Below are 27,000 nucleotides of genomic sequence, written 5' to 3' on the forward strand. Positions count from 1 at the left end.
ATTCCAATAGTTTTTAATTCCGGTAATGTATTATTAAATAAATAACTTAATCTTCTGAAAAATCTACGATTAATTTTCGGTATTTATCCAATAATCTAGATTTAGAAAGCATTCCGATAAATTGATCATTTTCAACAACCGGTAAATACAATGAATTTGACTTATCGAAAACTCTAAAAATAGTTTCATTATCATCAAGTAAAGAAATACACTCAGACGGCTGGGTTATAAGATCAACAATATGTAAACTTTCATAACGTTCCTTATGGAGCAAAATATTAATAAGATCATCCAAAATGATATATCCTTTAAATTTCTGATCAGAATCTTCAACGATAAAAAACTTTTTACTTGAAGAAGGAATTACCTCATTTATAAACTCAGAAAAAGATAAAGATAAAGAAATTTTAACGAAATTCTTTTCTATAAGATTTTTAATATTCATTCTACGAATAGCCTCTTTGTCTTTATTATGAGTAATCATCTCATTATTTCTTTTTAAATTATAGGTATACACAGAATGTTTATCAAAATGATATTTCACAAGATAAGCAATGGTAGAAGTAATAATTAAAGGAAATAATAAACTATATCCGCCTGTAATTTCAGCAATAAGGAAAATCGAGGTCATGGGAGCATGCATGATACCTGCCATTACACCCGCCATTCCCACTAAAGTAAAATTATGTTCAGAAAGCTTGGTAAAGCTAGTAAGATTAATAATTTTTGTAAAAACAAAACCTAAAATTCCGCCGGTAAAAAGAGCAGGAGCGAATACCCCGCCAATACCCCCGGACGAAGTAGTAAAGCTACTGGCAACCACTTTTATAAACAAAATGCCTACTAAAAAAAGAATAAGAAAATAATCATTTTCTCTCAATATATAAAAGAAAGAATTTTTTGCTATACTTTCCGGGTGAGAACTCATTAAATGTTGCAGCCCGATATACCCTTCACCAAAAAGCGGAGGAAAAATAAAGATAAGGATACCTACTGCTAAACCGCCCAAAATAGCTTTTAAATAGATGCTTTTACTGGTTGAAAATTTCTTCTCAATTAAACGACCGATTTTTATAAAATACAATGAAAAAAAACCACAAATGACACCTAAAATTATATAGTAAGGAATTTTCGATTTATCGAATGGCTCAAAAATCGCAAAATAAAACGATATATTATCACCTAATAAAAAATAAGAAATTAAAGCCCCTGTGGTTGAAGAAATTAAAATAGGTATTAATGACCACATACTTAAATCGATCATAATAACTTCAAGCGAAAAAATAATGGCAGCTATCGGAGCCTTAAAAATACCAGCAATGGCTGCTGAACATCCACAAGCAATGAATAAAGTTCTTAATTTTAAGTTAAGTTTAAATTCCTGGGCTATATTAGAGCCAATGGCTGCTCCTGTATATACAATGGGAGCTTCGGTACCTACAGATCCTCCAAAACCGATGGTTAAACAACTGGCTATAATCGAACTGTATGTATTTTTTTTATCTATTATACTACGTTTCTTGGATATGGCAAATAAGACTTTTTCAACTCCATGACTTATATCCATTTTAACCCAATATTTAATAAAAATAACGGTCAAAATAATACCGATGGTAGGGAAAAAAATAGTCCAATAATTGAAATTAAAATTTTTATTATGATAAATCAGTTCTTCAGTTAAACTAACTAAATTTTTTAAAATTACCGCACTTATTCCTCCAATTATTCCAATTAATGTACTTGCTAAGTAAATAAATGCTTGAGGATTTTGATTCCTGAATTTTCGTATTACGATGTTATATTTTACTCGTAATTTTTTAATTGAATCCCAATAGGACTCAAAATGTTTTTTTATAATAGATTGATTAATTTTCATTTATTTCATCATCAACATCTATTGAGCCAACAGTATTTTTATACAAAGAATAAACCATGGCTTGAGAAAAAGAATACGTGAAAATTATACCTACAACACACAAAAAGATTCCTAAAACTTTACTAACCAAACATGAAATTACTAATAATAAAAATATTTTTCCAAATTTCTTATTTACGATTCTAAAACTATAAGTAATAGCTTGAATTAAGGGGACATCATCAATAATTATTAAAGCTCCGGCTAAAATAAAAGCAGGTGTAAAATAAAGAGAAGGAATAAACAAAAAGAAAGTACTAATGAAATGTAAAATTAGTACAATGAAAGCTAATCCAATAAGTTTAAAAAACTTAGTACCTTGATAGCCACTTATAAACTCTTTAAAACTTGCTTTTTCGTTTCTATCTGTTTGATAAGCACAATAAACAACGCCTGCAGTTAAGGGATATAAAAGAATGCCAATAACTGAAGACAATAAATTTTTTACAATTATTAAAGGATTAGATATATAGTTTTGAACTAATGGGATAATTTTGTTGAACGCTTGAGGATTATTTAATTTATTAATCGCTTTAATAAATTCCAGATCAATTATATTAGTTCCTAGATAGCGACCCAATAAATTATTAATCAAGTTAGTAAAAATATAGGTAAACAAAACACTAAATACTCCATAAAAAATAATATTTTTCCAAGCAGTAAACCCATCCATAATTACTTGATTCATAGATAAATTATAACCGTTCTCCTTTAATTTATCTAATTTACTTTGTAGAGTACTATTCATAAATAATTTATTAGCTTACAAAATTAAACAAATATTACCTATAATATATATATTTAGGCGCATTTCGTAAGGGTAAGCCCGTTAAAAATAAATATCTGAAAAATAAAATATAAAAACCATTGGAAAAGCTAAGTAACTATATTATTACGATATAATTAATAGGATTATATATTTTAAAAAAATATAAATTCATGGATATGTAACATTTAATTTAAAAATATACTAATTAAGTGATTGTCTATAAGTTAATAAATTATTAACCCTATATATTTTTATCATATAAACTCTAGGTGAAAAATAGTATCTATGTTATAAAATAAAAATATTTACTTTTGTATGTCAAAATATTATTAAAACAATGTCACGAGAAAAAAATTTAAGAGAAGCTGCTTTAGAATATCATAGTTCCAAACCAGAAGGTAAAATAGAAGTTATACCTACCAAACCACATTCAACTCAAACAGATTTATCATTAGCCTATTCTCCGGGAGTGGCGGAACCCTGTTTAGAAATACAAAAAAATAGTGCAGATAGTTACAAATACACCTCAAAAGGAAATTTGGTAGCAGTAATTTCCAACGGAACCGCCGTGTTAGGATTGGGAGATATTGGTGCAGATGCCTCTAAACCTGTTATGGAAGGTAAAGGTTTATTATTTAAAATTTTTGCCGGAATCAATGTTTTTGATATTGAAGTAAATGAAAAAGATCCGGACAAATTTATTGAAATAGTTAAATCGTTAGCTCCAACCTTTGGAGGTATTAATTTAGAAGATATAAAAGCTCCTGAAGCTTTTGAAATCGAAAAACGATTAAAAGCGGAATTAAATATTCCGGTAATGCATGATGATCAACATGGAACAGCAATTATATCAGCCGCTGCCTTATTAAATGCATTGGAAATTTCCAAAAAAAATATAGCAGAGGTAAAAATTGTAGTCAGTGGCGCGGGTGCAGCGGCCATTTCTTGTACCCGATTATATAAAGCATTAGGAGCCAGCCCACAAAATATATTAATGTGCGACAGTAAAGGGGTGATTTATAAAGGACGAACCGGATTGAATGAAGAAAAGCTTGAGTTTGCTGTAGATACTCCGGATAGAACTTTGGAAGATGCTATGAAAAACAGCGATGTATTTATTGGATTATCTAAAGGAAACTTGGTTTCTCCTGAAATGCTTTTGTCTATGAATGAAAATCCGATTGTTTTTGCCATGGCTAATCCAACTCCCGAAATTGATTATAATTTGGCGGTTGAAACTAGAAAAGATGTTATTATGGCTACCGGTAGAAGTGATTATCCTAATCAGGTAAACAATGTTTTAGGTTTCCCATATATTTTCAGAGGAGCATTAGATGTTAGAGCAACTGACATAAATCAAGAAATGCAATTAGCTGCAGTAAAAGCCTTAGCTGATTTAGCTAAACAAAACGTCCCTGAGCAGGTGATACAAGCCTACAATGTTAAAAATATGAAGTTTGGAAGAGATTATATCATCCCTAAGCCATTTGATAAGCGATTAATAACTAAAGTTTCAATGGCAGTGGCTAAGGCTGCAATTGATAGCGGGGTAGCACAACACATTATTACTGATTGGAATGCGTATGAAGAAGAATTGTTAGATCGAATGGGAAGTAACGATGAAAAAATTATAAGACAATTTAAGGCAAAGGCTAAAAGTAATCCAAAAAGAATAATTTTCGACAATGCTGAAGAGTACAATGTATTAAAAGCTGCGCAAATCATAGCTGAGGAAAAGATCGCTCAACCAATTTTGTTAGGTAAAAAAGATCTTATTGAAAAAACAAAGCGATACTATAATTTAGAAATTGAGGCAGAAATATTGGATATTGATACGGTTTCGTCTACTCATAAATTTGACAAATATGTAGAGTATCTTTATGATCTAAAGCAAAAAAATGGAAAAGGAATAACCTCTCAACAACAAACTGCTCAATTATTAAATAACAGCGAATATTTAGGAGCCATTGCTGTTGAAATGGGTGAGGCAGATTCATTTTTAACCGGATTTACTAAAGATTATACAGAAGCTTTAAATCAAATTATAAAAGTGGTAGATTATTCTGAATCATCAAATATAAAAGTAGCATCTGCCATGGTTCTTCTTTCTAAAAATGGACCGATATTTATTTCGGACACTTCATTAAGCAGAAATCCTTGCAGTAATGACTTAGATTTAATAGTTCAAATTACAGCCGATTTCGTAAAGAAAATGGGTATTGAACCTAGAATAGCTATGGTATCTAATGAAAATTTTGCTGGAAATTCAGTAGCATCTAAAAGTGCTGATGCAGTAGTTAAGAAACTTAACCAAACAAATCCTGATTTGCTGATTGACGGAGAAATTCAGCCCGAATATGCATTAAATGATCAATTAATCAGTGAATTTCCTTTTAGCAAATTAGGAGGTAAATCGGCAAATATTTTAATATTCCCTGACATAACCTCAGCTAATTTAAGTTCGAGTTTAGCAAAAGGTATTGGGTCTATAAAATCTATTGGTCCGGTTCTATTAGGATTAGATAAATCTATTCAAATAATTACAGAAAATTCTAAGGTAGAAGATATAGTAAATCTGGCAACCCTAGCTGCCCTTGCTGCTCAAGAAAGAAAATAATTAGTATTTCCGTAAAATAAACAAAAATGATAACCCATTTGTCAGGAATTATTTTTGAAATATCCCCTTCCAGTGTAGTTATAGATTGCAATGGAGTGGGGTATTTTGCCACTATAAGTTTACAAACCTATAAAGACATTCAAAACGAAAAAAAAGCCCTAGTATATATTCAAGAAATTATACGGGAAGATTCCCATTCGTTATATGGTTTTTCAACTAAAACCGAGCGATCCTTATTTAATCTTTTAATAAGTGTTAATGGAGTAGGTCCGGCTTCTTCCATTATGATGTTGTCCTCAATGTCTGTATCGGAAATAACCTCGGCTATTTCCGGCGGCAACAACCTGACACTTCAAAAAATTAAAGGAATAGGTGCTAAAACCGCTCAAAGAATAATAGTTGATTTGCGGGATAAAATTTCTATATTTGAAACGTCTGAAATATTAGATTATAATTTAGGCAATAAAAACAAATCTGAAGCGTTAAGTGCATTGGAGGTGTTAGGTATTTCTAAAAAAATTACCGAAAAAATAATTGATAAAATTTTAAAGGATAATCCGGATATCGAAGTAGAAGAGCTTATCAAGGATACTTTAAAAAAACTATAAACGTTGAAAGTGTTAAGGTATATTCGTGACTATTTGCTATTGGCAACCATATTTTGTTTAAGTGGTAGTGTTTTATTTGCTCAAGAAAATGATGATGAACAAGTTTTGCAATTGGATGACCCTGTAAAATATGAGGCGTATTATGATTATAAAAGTGGAAATTACATATTATATCCCAAGCTGGGAGGTGTAGTTGTCGGTACTCCGATAACTATGACAGCCGAGGACTATACTAAATATGTAATGCAACAAAAGTTTGATGAATATTACAAAGAACGTTCACGTTTACAAGATGAAATAGGAAGAGCGAAAAAAGAAGGAAGAGAAGTAGAAAAAAAAGGTTTTATTCCGGGAATTACGGTTAAATCCAAATTATTTGAGCAAATATTCGGAGGTAATAAAATTGAACTAAAACCTTCAGGATTTGCATCCTTTGATTTAGGAATATTGCATCAAAAAATAGACAATCCGCAAATTTTACCACAAAACAGAAAGAACTTTACCATCGATTTAAGGCAAAGAATACAAATGAGTCTTATAGGAAATGTTGGTAATAATGTACATTTAGGGGTAAACTATGATACTCAGGCAGGTTTCAACTTCGAAAATAAATTAAATTTAGCATGGATTCCGGGCTCGGGAAGTGGGGCGAACTTACCCAATGGGACAAGCGGTGGAGAGGATAATATAATTAAGAAAATCGAATTTGGTAATGTAAATATGCCCCTAAGCACCAGTTTAATTACAGGCGCTGAATCACTTTTTGGAATCAAAGGGGAATTTCAATTCGGGAGAACATTTTTGACTACCGTATTTTCAGAACAACAATCCGAAGCACGAAATATAACAGTTCAAGGAGGAGGAGTAATTAATACATTTAAAATTAAAGCAATTGATTACGATGAAAATCAACATTATTTCTTAACGCACTATTTCAGAAACAATTACGATAAAGCTCTGGAGAATTATCCGGTAATTGGTTCAACCATTAATATCACTAAGATGGAAGTGTGGAGAATCGATTTAGGAAACTCAAACCTTCAAGAGCAGCATCCCGTTATAGCATTAAGAGACTTAGGAGAAAGTACCACGGGACAACTTCCCGATAATTCAAATTTAAATTTATATAGTACCATTTCAAATTTATCTGGAATCAGGGACGCTTCCACAGCATACAATAGCGTGAATGGTGTTTCTTTACCGGTTGTACCCACCTCAAGTTCTTCAGCAACTATGAAGAATTATGAAAGTGGAAAAGAATTTGTTGTTCATAAAAGAGTAAAAAAACTTTCTGAATCAGAATATACTTATAATCCACAATTAGGATATATATCATTAAATCAAAAACTAAATAATGATCAACTTTTAGCGGTAGCATTTCAATATACAGATTCTAAAAATCCGGGCAAAATATATAAAGTTGGGGAATTTTCCAATGAAGTTACCGGAGTATTGATCTTAAAATTGCTAAAACCTAATCAAATCGTCTCTCCCGAATCACCTATGTGGGATTTAATGATGAAAAACATCTATTCAATGGATGCATCTCAAATTTCTCCTGATGGTTTTATGGTTAATGTTATGTACCAAGACGCCTCTCAAGGGAAAATCAATTATTTACCGGATCCCAATGTAAGAAATTTACAGTTATTGCAATTATTAAATTGGGACAGGTTAAATCAAAATAACGATGCTACCGGTACAGGTAAAGGAGATGGTATATTTGACTTTGTAGAAGGAATTACCATAAACTCAGAGAAAGGTAAATTGATATTTACTAAAGTAGAACCATTCGGGGAATTCTTAAAAAGTAAACCAGTAGACGAAAAATTTATATTTGAAAATTTATACAAAAATCTAAAAGGAGGTAATATAGTCACATCAGATCCTCTAGCTAATCGATACACCATTGAAGGTAGATTCAAAGGAAGTATAGGTAACGGCATATCCCTGGGAGCATTTAACGTTCCGAGAGGGTCAGTTAAAGTTACGGCAAATGGTCAAACATTAAATGAAGGAATTGATTATGTAGTGGACTACCAAATGGGAATGGTAACCATTATTAATGAAACCTACAAAAATTCAGGTGTTCCAATCAATATAAGCCTGGAGAATCAATTTGCATTCAATATGCAGAAAAAAAGGTTCATGGGATTAAATGTGGAACATAAATTCAGTGATGAATTTATAGTGGGAGCGACCTTTCTTAATTATAAAGAAAGACCGTTAACGCAAAAAGTACAATTTGGTTCTGAACCGGTTAATAATTCAATGATCGGATTTAATATGATGCTGAATAAAGAATTTCCTTTTTTAACAAAGCTTACCAACTGGATTCCGGGAATTAAAACGGAAGCAGAATCCAATGTAAGTTTTAAAGTAGAAGGAGCAGCTTTATTACCGGGTGAAAATAAAACAATAAATGATAACTCTTACATTGATGATTTTGAAACAACTGCATCAAAAATAAGTCTTAAAGAACCCGGCTATTGGGGAATCGCAAGTAAACCCGAAAAAGGTGGATTTGGTAATACTTATATGAATGATATAAGAAATGGCGATGGAAGGGCATTGATTAGTTGGTATAATATTGACCCTAGATTTTTTGGAATTGGTGGAGGTCAACCGGCGGGTATAGATAATAATGCATTATCCTTACACTTACAACGAAGAGTTAAATATCAAGAAATATTCACGGATAGAGATTACATTGCCGGAGAACAATTATACATGAATACGTTTGATGTATCTTTTTATCCCAAAGAAAGAGGGCCGTATAATTTTAATACACGTAATGAAGATCCTGAATCAGAACGATGGGGAGGTTTAATGAGACCCATATCGGTAACAAATTTTGCTGAAGCGAATATAGAATATCTTGAATTTTGGATGATGGACCCGTATGCTGACAGTAAAACACCGGGATCTAATCCGTTAGGAAATAAGCCTGAACTAATTCTTCAGTTAGGAAATGTGTCTGAAGATGTGTTAAAGGACGGCTTTATGCAATATGAAAATGGTATCACTGACGATATAAGTCAAATGACAACCACTAATATTGGGAAACAACCTAAAAATTATCCGTTAGTATATGCTTTTGATACAGAAGGAGAAGCCAGGAGAAAACAAGACGTTGGATATGACGGATTAACAAGTTTTGAAGAAGCAGATTACTATAAAAATAAAGGATACGATATAGGCAGTAACGCCAATTATGTAAATCCTATAACGGGTGAAGTTGACCCGTCTGCAGATGATTACGTATTTTATTTACATGGCGCCTGGGATTCATCTAATGAAAAAAATTCAATCATAGGAAGATATAAATATTACAGGAATTTAGAAGGCAACTCACCTTCAAATTCTATGGACGCTTCTTCAGCATCTCCGGATACAGAAGACTTGAATAAAGATTTTAACTTAGATGAAACAGAAAATTATACACAATATCGTCTTTCTTTACTAGATTCCGATTTAAGAAATAATCAAAATCCATTGGTTGTTGATAAAAAAGAGGTTGAAGTATCACTACCCAACGGAAAAAAAGGAAATACAACTTGGTATTTGGTTCGAATTCCCGTGAGTGCATATGAATTTGGTTCCGCTGAAATTTTAAACAACGTACGATATATACGTATGTTAATGAAAGGATTTTCCAATACTGCAACGTTACGTTTTGCAACTCTAGATTTAGTTAGAAGTGATTGGAGAAAATACGAAAAAAATATTTCCTCAGTTAGTGGAGAAAGCAAACAAGATACAGACGAAGGAAATGCAACCCTATTACCGGTATCAAATGTCATCATCAGCGCTGTTAACTTAGAAGAAAATTCTACATCGCGACCACCATATGTATTGCCTCCGGGAATAAGCAGAGAAATTTTAGGTAATACTACCGGAACGCAAATGCAAAATGAATCCTCATTAAAGTTAGAAATAAAAGATTTAAAAAATTCAGAACCTAGAGGTATTTATAAAAATATTGCATTAGACATGAGACGTTACAAAACATTAAAAATGTTTGTACACGCTGAAAATATGCAAGATGCCTCAAGTAATATTGTAGATAAAGAAGCTAAGTTTTTCATCCGTATCGGTAGTGATTTGTCAGATAATTACTATGAATATGAATTCCCATTAAAATACACTCCGAATACTGCTACGTCTGCTATTGATATATGGCCGATTGAAAATACGATTGAATTAAAATTAAAAGATTTAGTAGCTGCAAAAAATGAAAAAGATAAGAATAACTTATATAATAGTACTGTTCGATATCGTAGTTATGTAACTGGTAGTGATGATAAAATCATCTATGTTAAAGGTAGACCTTCCATAGGAAATGTTAATTCCATAATGATGGGGGTACGAAATACTTCCAGCATAGACAAGCATGTAGTTTTATGGCTGGATGAACTTCGTTTATCTGATATTGATAACGAAGGAGGATATGCAGCCAATGCAAGTATTAATTTTAATTTGGCTGATTTTGCTCAAGTATCCGCATCCGGAACGTATCAATCGGTTGGTTTTGGAGCAATCGATAGTAAACCGAGTGAAAGAAGCCAAGACGAAACCAAACAATATATGGTAAGTGCTGCCGTAAATGTAGATAGAGTTCTTCCGGATAAATGGGGAATGAAAATACCGGTTAGCATTAGTATGTCTGAAACATTTATAGATCCAAAATATAATCCGTTGGATAATGATGTGAAGTTAAAAAATGATCCAAGAAAAAATGAACTTAAAAAAGTGGTGAGAAGCTATTCCTCACAAAAAAATATTTCTATTTCGAATTTAAGAAAAGACAGAACCACCGGTAAAACACCTAGATTTTATGATGTAGAAAACTTATCGGCTTCTTTTTCTTATTCCACGGATTATTTTAGAGATATATATACAACTTATAACATATACCAAAATTTACAAGCCTATATTGATTATAACTTCTCGCCTAAAGGTGTTTATTATCAACCATTTAAAAAAATGAGAGCGGTGCAAGATACCAGCCGATTTGCTAAATATTTAAAATGGTTAAAAGAAGTTAACTTTAATCCGGTTCCTTCTCGTTTATCTTTTAAAGCTGATATTGCGAGAACCTATAATGAATTCCAATACAGAGATATCAATGCTTATCTCAATAATAATCCTAACAGTTATACTCCTATTTTTGCCAATAATTTCTTGTTCGGTTGGCAATACAATATAGGATTTAATCTAACACGTTCGCTTAAATTAGATTTCTCTTCAGGAACAAGAACCATATTAGATGATATAGGAAACGGAGTACCGGATGACGGAATGATCTGGAATGGATTGTTTACTGCAGGAAGACCTATCAATTTTAATCAAAGATTCCAATTAAATTATAGAGTACCTATACATTTACTTCCTTATTTAGATTTCACGTCTATAGAAGTTGGATATACAGGTCAATACGATTGGCAGGCCGGTTCTAATTTCCAAACTTCATACGATCCTGCAAATGCCGATCCAAGAAAAAGAAGTTTGGGAAATACTGCACAAAATGCTCAAACTATAACAGTCATAGGAAATGTTGATTTCAGTAAATTCTATAATTATTTTTCAAACTATAAAAAATTTGAAGAAAAAAAACGTAAGAGACAAAGAGAAATAGATTCTTTAAATAGGGCTTATGAAACAAATTTTGCCTTAAAAAAACCTAAATCCTTTAAAAAATATACTATTAAAAATAAGTATAAGGCTACGGATTATTTATGGATGATTGCAAGTAGTTTTAAAAGAGGTCAAATTCAGGTAAACGAAAATAAAGGAACAATTTTGCCGGGATTCTTGCCTGAACCAAGTTTTTTTGGAGTTGGTAGATATGCCGGTTCAACAAGTGGTCCTACATTCGGATTTTTATTTGGTTCTCAATTCGATTTAAGGAATAAAGCAGTAACAGAAGGTTGGGTTTCGTTAAATGAATATATGACCAGTCCATATGTGAAAACAAATAATTCGCAATTGTCAGCTACCCTTCAATTAGAACCGATTAACCATTTACAAATTGATTTAAATATCATGCGTAATCATCAAAAGACATTATCTCATTCAGGGTTTAATTCTATAGATCCATTGACAGGACAAATTGCTAATACATTCGTCAATCGATCTGCAATGTTCAGTTCTTCAATTATATCTTTTGCGACTGCATTCAAATCAGGAGATTATGTATATAATAAAATGATTAGCAACTCAATGATTTTATCACAAAGAGTGGCTGCAAAACAAGGGCAACCTTTAATCGATACCAATAATGACGGATATGTAGATGGTTATGGGTTAACCAATTCAGAAGTTTTATTACCTTCATTTGTATCTGCATTTTCAGGAAGAAGTGCAGGAAGTCAAAAGTTAGGTTATAAACGCAGTATGCCGGTTCCAAACTGGAAAATTACCTATGGAGGATTAAAAAACATTCCATTTATTAATTATTGGTTCAAAGAATTTAGAATTAATCATAGTTATATTTCAAACTATACCGTTAATGGGGTACAAACCAATCCCGATTATTATTTAGCACAAAACGATTCGACAGCACCTGAACGAGATTTAAACGGGAACAGATACAACTATTACACCTACGGAACAGTAGTCATGTCTGAAGGGTTCAGTCCACTTGCAGGAGTAGATGTCACTATGAGAAATAATATCCAAATTAGAATAGCTTACAATAAAGATAGAATCTATTCTTTAGGATTAACAAATTACACCCTACAAGAAGATTATGGCAATGAAGTAGTTTTCGGTCTGGGATATATTGTAAAAGATGTTAAGTTAAAATTGCGTTATCGAGGAGCTACTAAACCGGTAACGGGCGATTTAAATATTAGAGGAGACGTTTCAATTAGAGATAACAAAACCACCATTAGACGATTGGTAGAGTTAGATTCTCAAGTAACGGGTGGACAAAATTTAGTTTCATTGAAATTTTCAACAGATTATAACTTTACTAAGAATTTTAATCTTAAATTCTTCTATGAGCAAATGATTACTAAATACAAGGTTTCAACTGCATATCCGCTTTCAACGATAAGAGCGGGATTAAGTGCTACATTTACTTTTGGAAATTAATTATATAGGTAAAGATAAAATATTGATATGAAGACTCCATCGGATTTACTTTATAGTTCTAAACATATTTGGATAAAAATTGAAGGTAACACAGCACTTATCGGTATAACTGATTACGCACAACAACAATTGGGAGATATTATTTATATAGATGTAAATAGCATCGGTAATCAACTAAAGTTAGATGAAATTTTTGGAACTGTGGAAGCTATAAAGACCGTATCAGACCTTTTAATGCCTCTTGATGGAAAAGTGCTTGAAATGAATCTTGAGCTTGAAAATTTGCCGACATTAGTAAACACCGATCCTTATGGAAAAGGTTGGATTATAAAAGTTCAAATACAAAATAATACTTTACTAGATCAACTATTGAATGCTGAAGACTATAAAAAACTGCTTACTTAAACAGTATAAAAAAGTACGTATTATACTTTTCTTATATTTTGGGATATTGACATGGTTATTATTACGAGCCCCCCAAGGAAATAAAAATTTATTAAACTATTTTCCTCATTTCAGTGATAAGTTAATCCATACCCTAACATTTTTAGGATTAGCTTTTTTAGCTAAAATTTCATTTCCTAAAAAAAATCAATTGCTAATAATAGGAATAGGTACTCTCTATGGAATTTTGATTGAATTTTTACAAGAATATATGAAATTGGGAAGAACCTTTGAATATTCTGATATGGTGGCGGATTTTATAGGTTGTATAATTGGTTATTATATGGCAAAAAAAATGATTGAAATATTATAAGCTATTTTTTTACTTGAAATCAATGATTATTCGAAAATATAATTTCAATTAAAGTTAAAATTTCATTAATCAAAAGAAATTTTAGAAATTTAAAAATACACCCGTTCGCAACATATCGCAGATTTACTTCTAAATTAGATAAAATAAAAATATTTTGCATTTAAATTTTATAATAAAATACTCTTAAAATTTAAGATAAGTGTAAAAACTAAGTATGAAAAGCATTTTTTTATTCTTATAAAAAATAAAAAATAAAATTAGAGTTTATTGATAAAATTGTGTAAATTAGCACGTTGAGATTGTTATTATACTTCCTTCTACTTTTTAATTTGAATAGCTAGTTTTTAGTCTGATTTCTTCTCAATTAATTTTTTACCAATTTTTTAAAATTTTTATATGAACATTTTTATTTCAAACCTGAATTACAGGTTGACCAACGAAGATTTACATGACTTATTTTCAGAGTACGGAGAAGTTGAATCAGCAAAAATAATACAAGATCGTGAAACCGGAAGATCCAGAGGTTTTGGATTTGTTGAAATGGCAGATGCAGAAGCTAAAACGGCAATTCAGGAATTAAATCAAAAAGAATTTGACGGTAAAGTTATTAATGTCTCAGAAGCTAGACCAAGAGATGAAAAACCAAGAAATAACTTTAGAAGAAGTTATTAATTATGGGTTTACTAATTAATAAGTAAAATAAAAAACGACTGAATAGAATTCAGTCGTTTTTTGTTTACAGGTCAATGTAAATAATTTTTATAATTTAAAATCAAATCCCAAATAAAACATTGAAGATACAATAGGAGCATAAATTAAAGAAGTATCGAAATAAGAACCAAAAGGGTTTTCCGGATTTATAATAGGATTTTTTTGTTTATAGCCTCCCAAATTTTCCACTCCTAGATAAGATCTAAACTTATCTGTAAAATATCTGGATAGTTGAGCATTCATTAAAGTATAATTAGGCGAAAACGATTTTCGCTGATATTCTATCGGATTTTTAGAGGTGTCCGGAAGTCTTTGTTTTCCTATATATTGCAATGTAAAGTCCAATGCCCATTTACTTTTGTTTTCAGTTTCTAGAGTAGAATATGATATAGAAAATAAGCCTCTGTTTTTAGAAGTAAAGGGAACTTGTCGCCTGCCATCCAAATAATCGGCTTTAATATCATACCATTTATAAGCAAAATGCAATTCCAGATTGGAAATAGGAATAATATCCCATACTGCCTGAAAAGTATTTGAAAAAGATTTTCCATCTAAATTATAAAACCAAAGCGCTTGAGACGATCGATCCAAGTCTATAAGAACTTGTTTTTTAAAATCCGTTCGGTAAAAATCGATCGTAAACGTATTCTTGATAGCTCCAATTTTAAAATCCTGAATTATACTACCTCCATAGTTCCATGCAATTTCATGTTTTAAACCATAAATATCGCCATGGTTTGATTGAATATGTACCTTACGAGACGAAGCAAAATACTGCATATTTTCAGAAAATATATTGGCTGTTCTCATGCCTTTTCCCGCAGCTAATCGAAGGGTTGTTTTAGGCAAGAAAGAATATTTAATATTAATTCTTGGTAACACTTGGTTTCCCGCCAAATTGTGAAAATCAGTTCTGGCGCCCAATACTAAAGTTACATTTTTAATTGCAGTAGTAGTATATTCGGCAAAAATCCCGGGTACATTTTCAGTTCTTTTATAATTGGAATTTTCAAAATCCTCATTGAAAGCATCATGAAGATAACTTGCACCTAAGGTATATTTGTGATTCGTGTTACCAATGATACTCTCAAATAATAAATTGGTAAAAAATGAATTTTCATTACCATTATATACCCTTTGACCGAAATAACTATCAATAGTATGATGAATAAATTTAGTTTGTAAACCTATGCTTTGATAAGGTTTAGTAAGAAAGACAAATCCGGTTTTATTCCAGATTTCAAAATGTGTATTTTCAATACCTAGTCCATAATGATTTTGAGTCAAACGGTCTGTTGATTCTCTGAATTTTTTTTGACCTCCGATTTGTTTATCATAAAGCGCCTGAATACCTATTTGAGAACCCCATCCGTTTTTTTTAATACCGTCATAATGGATGATATCCATTACATTTAGTTGTTTGGAAAGAGGACTATCAAGATATCCGTCATGATTCATATCTTCTTTAGCAAACCTTCCGCTCAAATGAGTTAATGTGGTATTACTCCAATTATTGGAAATAGAAGATGCATTGACAACATTAAATTCCAAACGAGCATTTTGATTTGCAAAAAAATTGATAGTGGTAAAATTTTTATCTTTATACTTCATCAATTCAGTATTTATTTGACCGGTTATAGCCTCGTAGCCATTAGTAACAGTGCTGCCTCCTTTGGTAAGTTGAATACTGTTTATCCATGTGCCGGGTATAAAATTTATTCCACTGGCGGTGGACAATCCTCTTACCTCCGGCATATTATCAACGGTTAAGGAAGTATATTTTTGATCTAATCCTAACATTTTAATCTGTTTTGAACCCGTTACTGCATTGGTTGTAGAAATATCCACAGTAGGATTTGTTTCAAAACTTTCAGCCAAATTACAACAGGCGGCTTTCAACAATTCCGTTTTATTAATTGTATAGGTAAGAGCAGCAGAATTGGCTTTTATACTTACCGCCTTGGCTCTTTGTCGGACAACAACCTCATCCAATACTTTCTCTGAAGAAGAAGGTTTGGGTTCTAAAAAAATATCTAGGGGATGATCAACATCATCAATTTTAATTTCTTGAGAAATAAAGCCGTCCTTTGCAGCTTCAATAGTATAGAGACCGTCGTGGTACATCAGCTCAAAATTGCCTAAGCTGTCAGTAACAGTTTTCATGATCGGGTGTTCTTTCCAATTTACATCAGCTCCCCGAACGGGTATATTTTCTCCATTTTCCAAAGTAGTTAGTATACGACCTTTTAATGTTTTATGCTGGGCTACAGCCAATAGACCGTAAACGAGCAAAAACATACTTATATATTTTTTCATTTTTTGTTATTTAGTTATAAAAAATTGATTTTTAAACCGGCATTACTGAATGTTGATTATATACAATAATGCATCTTATCCTATCTTATATAAAATAGAATAAACTGAACCATGAAAAAATATACGTTATCCGTAGTAGGTATAACGACAATAAAATTTATATAATTGATAAACAGGGGGAGGAGGGTTACAATAAAGTTGTGCTATACCCTCTTGTTGAGAAGATGCCCAATTAAATAGATTCCAATTTACATTGGGAATAATTCCCAGAACTGTAAAAATTAAATGTTGAAAATTGGAATCAAATGAAAAAAAGCTATTTTCGTTCGATTTTATTAGGACGTCCTTACAGCAAAAATCTCTTTCAAAAGAAGGATAATCCTTTTTCTCAGAATGTTTTAATTCGTTGGAAAATTTTTTGAAATTAATGGTATAGCCAATATTTTCTCCGTGACACCAATTTTGGTATATGAAGAGATTAAGATTTGCAAATAAAACCAAGCAAATCAAAAGTATAGACTGAATTAATTTCATCAAGTAAAGATAAAAAAATTATTTGGATTGGCCGGTTGAAATTAATTGCATGATATAAAAATCAATGATACTAATGCTTAAAATGACGTATTCCCGTAAATATCATAGGAATATTGTATTCATTACAAGCCTCAATGCTTTCTTTATCACGTATGGAACCTCCGGGCTGAATAATAGCAGTTATACCATTCTTTGCGGCGGTATCTACTACATCTCGAAAGGGAAAGAATGCATCAGAAGCCAAAACCAAATGATCGGTTCTTTTTTCTTTGGCACGTTCAATTGCTTCTTGAGCCGCCCATATTCTATTAGTTTGTCCCGAACCAATACCCAGGGCTTGGAAATCAGAAGCAACCACAATAGCATTGGATTTGGCATGTTTAACTATTTTTTGAGCAAAAATTAAATCTTCCAATTGTTTTTTGTCAGGAGCTGAATTTGTTACTTGAGTAAAATCAGTAGCTGCAGCATGATCCACGTCCTGAACTAATAAACCGCCGTCGACCTTAACGAATTCAATTGAATCCGATACAGGGTTGTTTACTTTTATAACGCGCAAACTTTTTTTAGAAGATAATACTTGTAAAGCTTCACCCGTAAATGATGGAGCAATAACTATTTCTAAAAAAACGGTTACCAATAAACGAGCTGTTTCCTCATCAACAGTTCGATTAAAAGCGATGATCCCTCCAAAAATTGAAATTGGATCACATTCAAATGCTTTTTGATAAGCTTCAACTATAGTATTTCCCAGAGCTACTCCACAGGGAGTAGAATGTTTTACCGCACAACAGGAAATTTCTGAAAATTCATTAACAACCTTATACGCCATATCCATATCTCGGAAATTATTAAATGAAAGTTCTTTGCCTTGTAATTGTTCAAAGTCCTTCATAGCTCCGTTTTTGGTTTTATCTATATAAAAGGCTGCTTTTTGATGCGGATTTTCTCCATACCTTAGATTTTCAACTTTTTCAAAAGAAGTGTTCAAATACTGTGGATAATCATCCTGCAAAAGATATCCGGATATGGCTGCATCATAAGAAGATGTCAGGTTAAACACTTTACCGGCCAATTTTTTTCGTGTAGTTAAAGAAGTATCTCCATCTTTTTTTAACTCTTCTATTACTAAACTATAATCTTCAATTTGAGATATAACCGTTACAGAGTGAAAATTTTTTGCAGCTGATCGTAGCATAGTAGGTCCACCTATATCAATAAATTCTATCATTTCCTGCTCTGATAATCCTTTATTTAGTTTATCGAAAAACGGATATAAGTTCACAATAACCAGATCTATAGTTTTTATTTTAAGATCATGAATGGATTGTAAATGTTCTTCTTTTGTTCTGGAAGCCAGTATCCCTCCATGAATAGATGGATGTAACGTTTTAACTCTTCCATCCAATATTTCAGGAAAACCGGTATATTCACTAACTTCGGTGACATTAAGGCCGTTGGATATTAGATGCTTATAAGTTCCACCGGTTGAAATAATTTCATACCCTTGAGATTGTAAAAAAATTGAAAAATCAATTATATTGGTTTTGTCTGAAACACTTATTAAAGCTCTTTTCATTACTATGATTTTACATTTATTCGGTAATTAAATAAAAGGCTTTTCCTTTTACATCATCATCAACAGATTGAGGGATATCCTGATATTCTTCCCAGTAAATATTTTTAAGTTTAACTCCGTTTTCTTTAGCATATTTATCTAAAATGTAACGGGTTTTAAAAAGGGTATGAACGTTTTCATTTATAGGGGTAGTGATAGCTTTTCCGGCAGGTACAGTTATCAAGCTCATAGCAGAATTAGGAGGGTTTATATTGGATTCCACGGGATAACCTGTATAGAAAATGGTACTTTTAGCCAATGTGTCAAAAGTACTATAATAAACAATAGGATTATCAATATCTTTATAAGAATATTTTAAACTATCTGTTAAATAATTTGATATTTCATGTAAAGATTTATACATAGCTTTATAAACATCCTCAGCATTTGTGGAAGTTTCATTTTTAATGGCTAACAATTGAATCCCTTTGAAATCAATATATTCAGCATCACCTTCGTGGAGTTGTTTATTCGATCGCCCATTCTGCAACAATATAGAAAGTTTATCAAGACTTTTATTTAAGCTTTCCTCCAATTTTTGAGAATATAAATAAGCAAAAATGCGAGTAAAATAAGTAAAATTTTCTGTTGTGAGGTGGATGGTTACATTGGTTACTCCTCCGTTTGATTGAAAATCTATATCCTCGATACAAACTACACCGTTTTCAACAAAAATTATTTGAGATTTTATGGTGTTATTTATTTTACTTTTTAAAATTTTATATTCTCCTTTACCTATGGAATGGTCCTTAGCATTATTCCAAGTTAAACTGCTTCCTGTACCTTTATAAGGGGCAAAATAATTAATCCGTGTATTTACAGAATCTTCATTAATTAACAAGCCCCAAGAAGCGTAATTTTCAAGATCATTAAATTCCGCAAAGACTTCACTGATTGGATTGTTAAATTCTTTAGTAGTTGTAATTTCTATTTTTTTTGGAAGAAAAGATGGCATTATGCATCCGGCAACAATTATCAAAAAAACTAAAAAAAGAAAAATATTAACAATCTTTTTCATGTAAATAAGAAGTTATTAGACGTAAATAATGAATTTAGTGTGAAAACACAAAGCTACAAAAAACATATATACAGACTTATAAAAAGACTATTAATTTTAAAAAGTAAGGACACTGAACTATGCAATGTCCTTACTTTAAATATTTTAAATTATTACAATTATTTATCAGTACTAGGATTGCTTTCAGGAGCTAAAACAACACCTTCTATTCTTACCGGTAAATTGGGTTTTTTCTCATCATTAGAAGATATGGTAATGGTTCTGCTGAATCTTCCTACATTAGAAGTATTGTAGGTTACCGTAATTTCTCCTTTTTTTCCCGGAGCGATAGGTTCTGTAGTCCATTGAGGTACAGTACATCCGCAAGAAGTGTTTATATTGGAAATAATTAACGGTTTATCTCCCACATTTTGAATTTTTATAATTCTTTTACCATTAGATCCTTTGTTTACATTCCCATAATCCACCGTATTATTTTCATAATTGGTAATTTTAATTTCCTGAGCATTGCTGAAAATGTATGCTCCCAATAGGAATGCCGAACTTAAAACGAACTTTTTCATGTTTGATATATATTTAACTATTTTTTTAACTATTGAACTTCCCCTTTAATTTTTAAAAGTTTTCTTGAAATTTTAGGATCATTACTGAATACCTCAATTGATTTGGAAAATTTACCAAGATTCTTTGTATTATACTTAACGTTTATCTCACCTGATTTACCCGGTAAAATAGGAGTTCTGGTCCATGAAGGTACAGAACAATCACATGATGATTTAACGTTGGAAATAATCAAAGGTTTGTCACCTGTATTGGTAAATTTGAAAATTTGATTACCGTCAGAATTTTTTTTAATTATTCCATAATCTATTTGATCTTGACTGAATGTTATAGATTGAGCGGAAATGAAACTTCCTAAAAATAGGAGAAAAACTAATATAGCAGTTTTTTTCATACTTGTAAAGATATAAAATTTTAAATTCACTTTAGCTTAATTTTATTTTCAAAAATAATACCATCTAATAATATAATTGGTAATAAAAATGAATTTTTTGAAATCATAAACAGAAGGTCTTATCTAAATTTAGCTCTTTCATAGGGTAGGGGCCATAAAGTGTCTATTTCTAAAATATGGGCGGCTTCTAAAGCAAAGTATGGATTACGTAACAGCTCTCTACCCAGGAAAATTAAATCAGCTTCGTTATTTTCGAGTATTTCTTCTGCTTGAACAGCTTGGGTTATCAATCCAACCGTTCCGGTTATTATGGCAGAATTATTTTTTATTTTATTGGCAAAAGGCACTTGGTAATTAGGTTTATTGGGTATTTTAGCATGGGGAGTTAAACCACCGGATGAGACATCTAAAACCTCTACACCTAAATTTTTTACTATTTCGGCCAATTCTACAGATTCATCAACACTCCAACCGCCTTCTATCCAATCGGTGGCAGAAATTCTAACCCATAGAGAAATTTTTTTAGGAAGTATCTGTTTAATTGCTTCTATAATTCTAACCAACAATCGAATTCTATTTTGAAAATTACCTCCGTAATCATCTTTTCTTACATTACTAAGAGGAGATAAAAATTCATGAATAAGATATCCATGAGCAGCGTGTATTTCAATAATATCATAACCTGCTTTCACAGCTCTTTCTGCACCTTCTTTAAAATCATTGATAATGATATTTATTTCATCAATAGAAAGTTCCCTTGGTTTTTGGGAATTGCCGTCGAAAGGAACAGGAGAAGGCGCCACAATAGCCCATTTTTTATATCCTTCATCCAGTTTTTCATTGGGAAGCCAAGGAATAGGAGTACTAGCTTTTCGTCCTGCATGAGCTAATTGGATACCCGCTAAACAGTTATTATCGTGAATTGATTGCACAATTTCACTTAATTTAAGAATATGTTCGTCTTTCCAGATACCCAAATCTTTATAAGTAATTCTACCTTGAGGAGAAACGGCAGAGGCCTCTTGAATAATTGCCGCAACTCCTCCCACCGCACGGGTTCCATAATGTATTAAGTGCCAATTATTGGCAAAACCATCATGAGCAGAATATTGACACATGGGAGACATTATGATCCTGTTTTTTAGCGTGTTACCCTCTAAAGGTAAGGGTTTAAATAATTTTGACATACTATTTTTAGGTTTTTATTGTTTTTTTAGATAATATATAATAACTATGATGTTGTTTTTAAAACATATACAAATCAAAGTTAATAACTTTACAATGGATACCCCAATTAAAAATAAATTATATTAAAAAATATTATATTTTTGTAATTATAATATTTATAAAAGTATGATAGGATATATCAGAAATTCCTTGACATTAGTGTTAGCTTTTAGCATATCTTTAAGACTCTGTTCTCAATCACTATCATTTTCTGAATCTCAGATTATTATGTATAAAGAAAATAATCTGATTAAAGCAGCCGAGAAGCAAGAAGAAGCCTATCAATTTGACTTAAAATCTTACAAAGGATTACGTTTTCCTCAATTAGACATTTTTGGAGCCGGTATATACCGAGATAAAAAAATTGGAACCAATTTAAATGGTGCCAGATCAGAAGTTGCAGATGCTTTAAATATTTCAGATCCTGAAGAATTAGGAAATTGGGATGTAAATCTTCTCAAAAGAGATATAGCCTTAGGAGGACTTAAATTTACTTGGCCATTGTTCACAGGAGGAAAAATTAATGCCGCTATTGAAGCTTCAAAATTAAAGGCAGAAATAGGTAATAAAGAGTTAGTAAGTACTAAAAATAAGCTGATTTCGGAATTAGCCGAAAGATATTTTCAAGTTAAACTAGCTGAAGATGCAGTTTTAGTAAGAAAACAAGTGTTGGACGGAATGAATCAACATTTATATAATGCAACTAAAATGGAACAACAAGGGTTGATAGCACCTGTTGAAAAACTTCAAGCAGATGTTGCCGTATCAGAAGCTAATCGACAATATCTTGCCGCTCAAAAAGATGCTGAATTGGCAAGAGTAGCCTTGGCAAATACCTTAGGTATAGATCAAGTTAATGAAGAATTAACAACTCCATTTTTTATTGTTCCTTATTTACATCCGTTAGATTATTACCAGGATTTCGCCGTTGAAAATTATCCGGAATTACAAAAGCTTAAACTTCAAGTTGAATTAACCGAACAATCAATTAAATCCAAAAAATCAACCTATTACCCAACCATATCAGCCTTAGGAAATTCAATTTTAATTCATAATAACCCGATAGGAGGTATGAAAAAAAATAGAAAACCCTGGTCTTTGGGTGTAGGAATGACCTATACTATTTTTAATGGTCTGCAATACAAAAATGAAATAAAATCAGCAAAAGCAACTAAAGAAAGTGTGTTATATTCTCAAGATAAAGCTAAAAAAGACATTCGGACTCTGATTGAAAAAATATTTCAAGACATACAAAAACAAGAAGAACAAATACAAAACTTAGATGTTCAAATAGTTCAAGCAGAAGAATTACTTCGAGTGAGAGTAAAAGGATTTTCAGAAGGGGTTCAAACCTCAACAGATGTGGTCGATGCTGAAGTTAATTTATCGGGTATAAAGCTGCAAAAAATACAAGCCAGTTATAATTATGTGGTCGATTTAGCATCTTTATTAGAATATAGCGGATTAAGTCAAGATTTTATAAAATATACGAATCAATAATCATTTTATATGAAAAGTAAACTTATAAGTTCCATCATAAGTATCATAATAATTGTAGCCATAATAGGCCTTTCTATATGGTTTATGAATAAGCCGACTCAAGTAACCATTCAAGGTCAAGTAGATGCTACTCAAATTAATGTATCACCTAAAATTGCAGGAAGACTCGAACAGGTACTAATCAAGGAAGGAGACATGGTAAAAGAAGGTGATTTGTTGGCTGTCTTAAGTACACCGGAGTTAGATGCTAAATTAGTACAAGCAGAATCTGCAAAAGCTGCAGCAGAAGCACAAGATAAAAAAGCCAAAAAAGGAACTCGAACAGAACAAATACAAGGGGCTTACAATCAATGGCAACAAGCTAAAGCATCAGCAGAGCTGGCAGATAAGACTTATGAAAGAATGCAGAATTTATATAACGATAAAGTAATATCTGCGCAAAAAAGAGATGAAGCGTACACTCAAAGTAAGGCTTCCAGAGAATTAGAGAAAGCAGCCTATGCAAATTATAAAATGGCAATAAATGGGTCAAGAAGTGAGGATAAAGAAGCAGCATCTGCACAAGTTAATCAGGCACAAGGAGCAATAGAAGAGGTATTAGCTTATAAAAAAGAAGCTAAAGTACTTTCACCTTCAAATGCCGAAGTATTAAAAATAATTCCGAATAGAGGAGAGGTTGTGAGTGCGGGATATCCAATTGTAAATCTGGTTGATTTAAATGATGTTTGGGTGGTGTTTAACATCAAAGAGAATTTAATGTCAAGTTTTAAAAAAGGTTCCACTTTCGAAGCACAAATTCCCGCGTTAAACAATAAAAAAATTAAATTACAAGTTCGTTATATTGCAGCTCAAGGAGACTTTGCTACATGGAGTGCTACCAAAACTCAAGGCGATTTTGATATGAAAACCTTTGAGATTAAAGCATATCCCATGGAAAAAGTGGAGGGCTTAAGACCCGGTATGAGTGCATTAGTTGATGAAAAATCATTGAAAAAAGATTAATGCAAAAAGGCTTTTTTTCCATATTTTTAAATGAGGTTCAAAGGCTTTTGACCAGTCCAAGATTAATGTTTTTGGCTGTAATTTTGCCTTGTGGATTGTTTTTATATTATGCTAGTCTTTTGCAGGAAGGAGTACCTCGAAAATTTCCCGTTGTTTTATTAGATCAAGACAAATCGAATACATCCAGAGAATTGGGAAGGATGCTGAATGCAACATCTTCTATGGATATCGTAGCTGAAGTGGAGAATCAACAAGATGGGGAGAAAATGATACGAACGGATAAGGCTTTTGCCTTAATAATTATTCCGGCAAATTTTGAAAATGATATTTATAGAAATATCGATACTCAGGTAGCTTGTTATTACAATAATAACTATCTCTTAGCCGGAGGATTGATTAATAAGGCCTTTCAATCAACGGTGGGATCTTTTGCTGCCGGAGCTCACATCAGCGGTTTAACACAAAAAGGACTTACTCAACAACAAGCTTTAGCAGCTACATCTCCCATAAATTCAAAACAACATATACTGTTTAATCCCTACACAAACTATTCCTATTATCTTACTATTGCTTTAATGCCTATGGCCTTGCAAATAATAGTGATGGTAGTATCAATCTATGTGTTAGGATCAGTACTGAAAGACCGAAAAGGCAGAGAACTATATGTAAAAAGTAGAGGAAATGTATGGGTTTCATTTTGGGCCAAAACTTTACCGTATACCCTTTTGTTTTCTTTAATCGGTTTTTTTATGAATAGTTTATTGTACTATAAAATAGGAATTCCTTTAAGAGGTAATTTTCTTATTGTGAATATTTATTTTATAGTATTTGTTATCGTTTGTCAGTTATTTGGATTATTTTACGTCAGCTTTAATAAAGATTTGCGTTCGGCCTTGACCCTAGGCGGTTCCTATTCAGCCATAGCATTTTCATTTACCGGATATACTTTTCCTAAGGAAGGCTTACCGGATGTGATACAATATTTAAGTTATACATTTCCATTTACTTCTTATTTACGGTTTATTATTGATTATGCCGTCAGAGGAATTGCGATAGGTAGCCTTAACTTCGGTTATATAATAGCTTTTATGATATTTTGTCTGATAGGATTTGCGTCCATGCCCGGCTATAATCGATTATTAAAAAAAGGAGGATATTATGTTTAAAGATCTAGTAGAATATATATCGGTAATAGGCAAAACATTTGTAAAAGAAATTCGTCTTATATTTTCAGATGCAGCCGTAAAATCATCCTATCTTATTAGTCCCATAATAGTTGGCTTTTTATATTCATATATTTATTCTAATGAAATAGTTACTAAAATACCCATAGCTGTTGTAGACCAGGACCAGTCACAGATGACTCATACCATTACACGAATGGTAAATTCATCTCAACAGGTTAAAATAGATCATTCTGCTACCAGCTTATTAGAAGCTGAAAATCTTTTTAATTTAGGAAAGGTTAAAGGTATTATTCTTTTACCTAAAGATTTTACCAGAAAATTACAAAGAGGGGAAGTACCTTCCATTTCTGTATATTGTGATGCATCATACATGCTTTATTACAAACAGTTTTTAACTTCTGTAACCGCTTCTATAGGAACTTATAGTGCTCAAATTGAAGTTAATAAATTGATGGCGGGTGGAACGCCTCAAAAACAAGCAGTTGCCTCAAGAAGACCTATTGATACGGTATCCGTTCCGTTATTTAACATAGATTCGGGATATGCAACTTTTGTTATGCCGGTTGTATTTTTAATTGCCATACAAACGCTGCAAATTTCTGCTATGGGAGTTTTGGGAGGAACACAAAGAGAACGAAAATCATATACGAAATTATACCCTTTTATTAAAAAACCGTTGGGTACTATTCCGGTATTGTTGGGTAGATCAGGTGCTTATTTGTTAATATCAATGATCTTGATGGTAATTCAAGTAGGATTGGTTATGGGACTTTTTAAATTTCCACAACGGGGTAATCCTTTTGAGGTATTTGTATTTTTAATTCCCTTTCTCTTTTCCGTTACATTTTTAGGAATATTTTTGATGAACTTTTTTAAAAAACGAGAAGATGCCATTATGATCGTCACTATATTTTCCATCCCCTCATTATTTCTTTGCGGGGTATCTTGGCCTACACTGGCATTTCCTGAATGGATAAAAGTAGTATCCTATGTATTTCCGACAACGTTAGCCGTAAAAGGATTTTTGGAAATAACCCAATCGGGAGCTTCACTTATAGAAATAAAAGAATTGTGGTTGCAAATGTGGATCATGTGTCTGATTTATTTCGTAATTGCTGCATTAACATTAAAAAGATTAGCTTATGTGAATTTAAGCAAATAAGATAAA

Annotated in this window: 19 protein-coding genes; 10 read left to right on the forward strand and 9 right to left on the reverse strand. The window is 31.8% G+C overall.

What is annotated here, in order from left to right; translation table 11 throughout:
- Window positions 1-46: 46 nt before the first annotated feature.
- Both G8C41_RS02250 and G8C41_RS02255 read right to left on the reverse strand, forming a co-directional pair.
- On the reverse strand, window positions 47-1,876 hold the full coding sequence (locus G8C41_RS02250) for a chloride channel protein (RefSeq protein ID WP_166005972.1): 1,830 nt from the start codon (window positions 1,874-1,876) through the stop codon (window positions 47-49).
- Entirely contained in the window at window positions 1,866-2,663 is a 798-nt protein-coding gene (locus G8C41_RS02255) for a hypothetical protein (RefSeq protein ID WP_166005973.1), read from the reverse strand. The genes G8C41_RS02250 and G8C41_RS02255 overlap by 11 nt, the downstream gene beginning before the upstream one ends.
- Window positions 2,664-3,021: 358 nt before the next feature.
- Here G8C41_RS02255 and G8C41_RS02260 point away from each other — a divergent pair, with 358 nt between their 5' ends.
- The 6 genes from G8C41_RS02260 (at window position 3,022) to G8C41_RS02285 (ending at window position 14,436) form a co-directional block, all read left to right on the forward strand.
- Window positions 3,022-5,301, forward strand: a complete 2,280-nt coding sequence (locus G8C41_RS02260; RefSeq protein ID WP_166005974.1) for an NADP-dependent malic enzyme — start codon at window positions 3,022-3,024, stop codon at window positions 5,299-5,301.
- Between the two features lie 26 nt (window positions 5,302-5,327).
- The gene (gene ruvA, locus G8C41_RS02265; RefSeq protein WP_166005975.1) at window positions 5,328-5,909 is read left to right on the forward strand and encodes a Holliday junction branch migration protein RuvA; all 582 of its coding nucleotides are present in this window, start codon (window positions 5,328-5,330) and stop codon (window positions 5,907-5,909) included.
- A 9-nt stretch (window positions 5,910-5,918) separates the two neighbouring features.
- Window positions 5,919-13,007 (forward strand): cell surface protein SprA, encoded by a 7,089-nt coding sequence (sprA, locus tag G8C41_RS02270; RefSeq protein ID WP_255467006.1) that lies wholly within the window; start codon window positions 5,919-5,921, stop codon window positions 13,005-13,007.
- A gap of 27 nt (window positions 13,008-13,034) precedes the next feature.
- On the forward strand, window positions 13,035-13,412 hold the full coding sequence (gene gcvH, locus G8C41_RS02275) for a glycine cleavage system protein GcvH (protein ID WP_160566807.1): 378 nt from the start codon (window positions 13,035-13,037) through the stop codon (window positions 13,410-13,412).
- 46 nt (window positions 13,413-13,458) lie between these two features.
- Window positions 13,459-13,764 (forward strand): VanZ family protein, encoded by a 306-nt coding sequence (locus tag G8C41_RS02280; protein ID WP_160566804.1) that lies wholly within the window; start codon window positions 13,459-13,461, stop codon window positions 13,762-13,764.
- 396 nt (window positions 13,765-14,160) lie between these two features.
- Window positions 14,161-14,436 carry an RNA recognition motif domain-containing protein gene (locus G8C41_RS02285; RefSeq protein WP_105297947.1) on the forward strand — a complete coding sequence of 92 codons (276 nt, stop codon included), beginning with the start codon at window positions 14,161-14,163 and terminating at the stop codon, window positions 14,434-14,436.
- Between the two features lie 87 nt (window positions 14,437-14,523).
- Here G8C41_RS02285 and G8C41_RS02290 read toward each other — a convergent pair whose 3' ends face one another.
- The 7 genes from G8C41_RS02290 to G8C41_RS02320 form a co-directional block, all read right to left on the reverse strand.
- Entirely contained in the window at window positions 14,524-16,791 is a 2,268-nt protein-coding gene (locus G8C41_RS02290; protein ID WP_166005977.1) for a TonB-dependent receptor plug domain-containing protein, read from the reverse strand.
- Between the two features lie 126 nt (window positions 16,792-16,917).
- Window positions 16,918-17,325, reverse strand: coding sequence for an HYC_CC_PP family protein (locus tag G8C41_RS02295; RefSeq protein WP_160566798.1), 408 nt, complete (start codon window positions 17,323-17,325; stop codon window positions 16,918-16,920).
- A gap of 70 nt (window positions 17,326-17,395) precedes the next feature.
- Window positions 17,396-18,904 (reverse strand): bifunctional phosphoribosylaminoimidazolecarboxamide formyltransferase/IMP cyclohydrolase, encoded by a 1,509-nt coding sequence (purH, locus tag G8C41_RS02300; RefSeq protein ID WP_166005978.1) that lies wholly within the window; start codon window positions 18,902-18,904, stop codon window positions 17,396-17,398.
- A gap of 16 nt (window positions 18,905-18,920) precedes the next feature.
- The gene (locus G8C41_RS02305; protein WP_166005979.1) at window positions 18,921-19,961 is read right to left on the reverse strand and encodes a hypothetical protein; all 1,041 of its coding nucleotides are present in this window, start codon (window positions 19,959-19,961) and stop codon (window positions 18,921-18,923) included.
- A 158-nt stretch (window positions 19,962-20,119) separates the two neighbouring features.
- Window positions 20,120-20,524, reverse strand: coding sequence for a DUF1573 domain-containing protein (locus G8C41_RS02310; protein ID WP_166005980.1), 405 nt, complete (start codon window positions 20,522-20,524; stop codon window positions 20,120-20,122).
- A 29-nt stretch (window positions 20,525-20,553) separates the two neighbouring features.
- Entirely contained in the window at window positions 20,554-20,916 is a 363-nt protein-coding gene (locus G8C41_RS02315) for a DUF1573 domain-containing protein (protein WP_105297941.1), read from the reverse strand.
- A gap of 119 nt (window positions 20,917-21,035) precedes the next feature.
- Complete coding sequence (locus G8C41_RS02320) at window positions 21,036-22,103, reverse strand: NADH:flavin oxidoreductase/NADH oxidase (protein ID WP_166005981.1); 1,068 nt, start codon at window positions 22,101-22,103, stop codon at window positions 21,036-21,038.
- A gap of 166 nt (window positions 22,104-22,269) precedes the next feature.
- Between G8C41_RS02320 and G8C41_RS02325 the strand changes: the two genes are divergently transcribed.
- Genes G8C41_RS02325 through G8C41_RS02340 form a run of 4 tightly spaced genes read left to right on the forward strand, consistent with a single transcriptional unit; the run spans window position 22,270 to window position 26,994 of the window.
- Entirely contained in the window at window positions 22,270-23,643 is a 1,374-nt protein-coding gene (locus tag G8C41_RS02325; protein ID WP_166005982.1) for a TolC family protein, read from the forward strand.
- 9 nt (window positions 23,644-23,652) lie between these two features.
- Complete coding sequence (locus G8C41_RS02330; protein WP_160542023.1) at window positions 23,653-24,645, forward strand: HlyD family secretion protein; 993 nt, start codon at window positions 23,653-23,655, stop codon at window positions 24,643-24,645.
- Window positions 24,645-25,811: an ABC transporter permease gene (locus G8C41_RS02335; protein ID WP_166005983.1), complete on the forward strand. Its 1,167-nt coding sequence runs from the start codon at window positions 24,645-24,647 to the stop codon at window positions 25,809-25,811. The genes G8C41_RS02330 and G8C41_RS02335 overlap by 1 nt, the downstream gene beginning before the upstream one ends.
- Window positions 25,804-26,994, forward strand: coding sequence for an ABC transporter permease (locus tag G8C41_RS02340; protein ID WP_166005984.1), 1,191 nt, complete (start codon window positions 25,804-25,806; stop codon window positions 26,992-26,994). The genes G8C41_RS02335 and G8C41_RS02340 overlap by 8 nt, the downstream gene beginning before the upstream one ends.
- The last annotated feature ends 6 nt before the right edge of the window (window positions 26,995-27,000 follow it).

Origin of the sequence: Apibacter sp. B3706 (genome assembly GCF_011082725.1) — a bacterium.
In the GTDB taxonomy this organism is placed as follows: domain Bacteria; phylum Bacteroidota; class Bacteroidia; order Flavobacteriales; family Weeksellaceae; genus Apibacter.

Excerpts from the sequence above, each read along its gene's own strand:
- G8C41_RS02335 (WP_166005983.1), top strand. The coding sequence starts at position 24,645 with ATGCAAAAAGGCTTTTTTTCCATATTTTTAAATGAGGTTCAAAGGCTT.
- G8C41_RS02315 (WP_105297941.1), bottom strand. The coding sequence starts at position 20,916 with ATGAAAAAAACTGCTATATTAGTTTTTCTCCTATTTTTAGGAAGTTTC.
- G8C41_RS02340 (WP_166005984.1), top strand. The coding sequence starts at position 25,804 with ATGTTTAAAGATCTAGTAGAATATATATCGGTAATAGGCAAAACATTT.
- G8C41_RS02305 (WP_166005979.1), bottom strand. The coding sequence starts at position 19,961 with ATGAAAAAGATTGTTAATATTTTTCTTTTTTTAGTTTTTTTGATAATT.
- ruvA (WP_166005975.1), top strand. The coding sequence starts at position 5,328 with ATGATAACCCATTTGTCAGGAATTATTTTTGAAATATCCCCTTCCAGT.
- G8C41_RS02250 (WP_166005972.1), bottom strand. The coding sequence starts at position 1,876 with ATGAAAATTAATCAATCTATTATAAAAAAACATTTTGAGTCCTATTGG.
- purH (WP_166005978.1), bottom strand. The coding sequence starts at position 18,904 with ATGAAAAGAGCTTTAATAAGTGTTTCAGACAAAACCAATATAATTGAT.
- G8C41_RS02325 (WP_166005982.1), top strand. The coding sequence starts at position 22,270 with ATGATAGGATATATCAGAAATTCCTTGACATTAGTGTTAGCTTTTAGC.
- G8C41_RS02330 (WP_160542023.1), top strand. The coding sequence starts at position 23,653 with ATGAAAAGTAAACTTATAAGTTCCATCATAAGTATCATAATAATTGTA.
- G8C41_RS02255 (WP_166005973.1), bottom strand. The coding sequence starts at position 2,663 with ATGAATAGTACTCTACAAAGTAAATTAGATAAATTAAAGGAGAACGGT.
- G8C41_RS02285 (WP_105297947.1), top strand. The coding sequence starts at position 14,161 with ATGAACATTTTTATTTCAAACCTGAATTACAGGTTGACCAACGAAGAT.
- G8C41_RS02260 (WP_166005974.1), top strand. The coding sequence starts at position 3,022 with ATGTCACGAGAAAAAAATTTAAGAGAAGCTGCTTTAGAATATCATAGT.
- G8C41_RS02295 (WP_160566798.1), bottom strand. The coding sequence starts at position 17,325 with ATGAAATTAATTCAGTCTATACTTTTGATTTGCTTGGTTTTATTTGCA.
- G8C41_RS02310 (WP_166005980.1), bottom strand. The coding sequence starts at position 20,524 with ATGAAAAAGTTCGTTTTAAGTTCGGCATTCCTATTGGGAGCATACATT.
- gcvH (WP_160566807.1), top strand. The coding sequence starts at position 13,035 with ATGAAGACTCCATCGGATTTACTTTATAGTTCTAAACATATTTGGATA.
- G8C41_RS02290 (WP_166005977.1), bottom strand. The coding sequence starts at position 16,791 with ATGAAAAAATATATAAGTATGTTTTTGCTCGTTTACGGTCTATTGGCT.
- G8C41_RS02320 (WP_166005981.1), bottom strand. The coding sequence starts at position 22,103 with ATGTCAAAATTATTTAAACCCTTACCTTTAGAGGGTAACACGCTAAAA.